General features: G+C 69.6%; 1 protein-coding gene. It reads left to right on the forward strand.

Features of this window, described 5'->3' with window-relative positions; translation table 11 throughout:
- Positions 1 to 1504, forward strand: a 1504-nt coding sequence (locus BN9444_RS10885; RefSeq protein ID WP_141681590.1) for an ATP-binding cassette domain-containing protein, incomplete at both ends; no start/stop codon positions are given.

Here is a 1504-nt window from a genome sequence, read left to right on the forward strand (position 1 = left end):
ACACAGTCGGACACGCTACGCGACCGCACCCTGCGCTTCATGGAGTCCCACACCTGCCCCACCTGCGGCGGCCGCCGCCTCAACCCCAAGGCCCTCAAGGTCACGTATGCGGGACTGCGCATCGACGAGCTCGGCGCGCTTCCCCTCGCCGACGTACTCACCCTGCTCCAGGCGCAGCCGCGCGACAACACGGCCGCCGAGCTGCTGCTCAAACAGGTCATCCCCGCGCTCGAGTCCGCGGTCGAGCTGGGGCTTGGCCACTTAAGTCTCGATCGTCCCTCGGCGACGCTCTCGCCCGGCGAGCTCCAGCGCCTGCGCCTGGCCGCCCAGCTGCGCTCCGGGCTCTTCGGCGTCGCCTATGTACTCGACGAGCCTTCGGCCGGTCTCCACCCCGAGGAGCGCACCGCCGTCATGGATATCTGCCGCCGCTTCCTCGCCGCCGGCAACTCCGTCCTCCTCGTCGAGCACGACATGGACTTGGTCGCGCAGGCCGATTGGCTCGTCGACGTCGGCCCGCTCGCAGGCGAGGCCGGCGGCGAGATCCTCTACTCCGGCCCCATCGACGCCTATGCTGCCGAGACCCCCACCTCCCGCGCCTTGCACTCCCGCCAGCTCCAGCTCAACGCCGCGCCCCGCGACGCTCACGGCGAGCTCTCCCTCCACGGCGTCAACTGCCGCAGCATCAAGGAACTTGACGTTGACTTTGGACTCGGCCAGTTCACCGCCGTTGCCGGTGTGTCGGGCTCGGGCAAGTCGACGCTCATCTCCACCGTGCTCGCCGGTCTCCTGCGCAGCACCGCCACCGCCGTGAGCGATAACGAGGAGGAAACCGGCTGGTCGGTCCGCGCACACGAGGGCCTCGACCAGGTCTCGCGCGTGGTGCAGATTACCCAGAAGCCCATCGGCCGCACGCCGCGCTCCACGCTGGCCACGTACACCGGGCTTTTCGATGCCGTCCGCAAGCTCTTCGCCGCCACCCCCGCCGCCAAGGAGAAGAAGTGGACCGTCTCCCGCTTTTCCTACAACGTCAAGCAGGGCCAATGCCCCACGTGCGGCGGCGCAGGCCAGATCGAGGTCGAGCTCGCGTTCCTGCCGGGCTCGTACTCAACGTGCCCCGACTGCCACGGCGCCCGCTATAACCCGGAAACCCTCGAGATAACCTGGAACGGCTACACCATCGCCGACGTCCTCGCGCTCACCGTCGACGACGCCGCCGCGGTCTTCGCCGAGGAACCGCCCATCGCCCGCGCACTCGCCACCCTCCAGTCCGTCGGCCTCGGCTACCTGCGCCTCGGCCAGGGCGCCCCGGAGCTCTCCGGCGGCGAGGCCCAGCGCATCAAGCTCGCCACCGAGCTCCAGCGCTCCCGCAACTCCCGTCGCGGCCACACTGTCTACATCCTGGACGAGCCCACCACGGGCCTCCACCCCGCCGATATCGCGTTGCTCAACGCGGAGCTCCACAAGCTCGCCGATGCCGGCCAGACCGTCCTCGTCGTCGAGCACA

This window comes from Corynebacterium phoceense, assembly GCF_900092335.1.
GTDB lineage: Bacteria > Actinomycetota > Actinomycetes > Mycobacteriales > Mycobacteriaceae > Corynebacterium > Corynebacterium phoceense.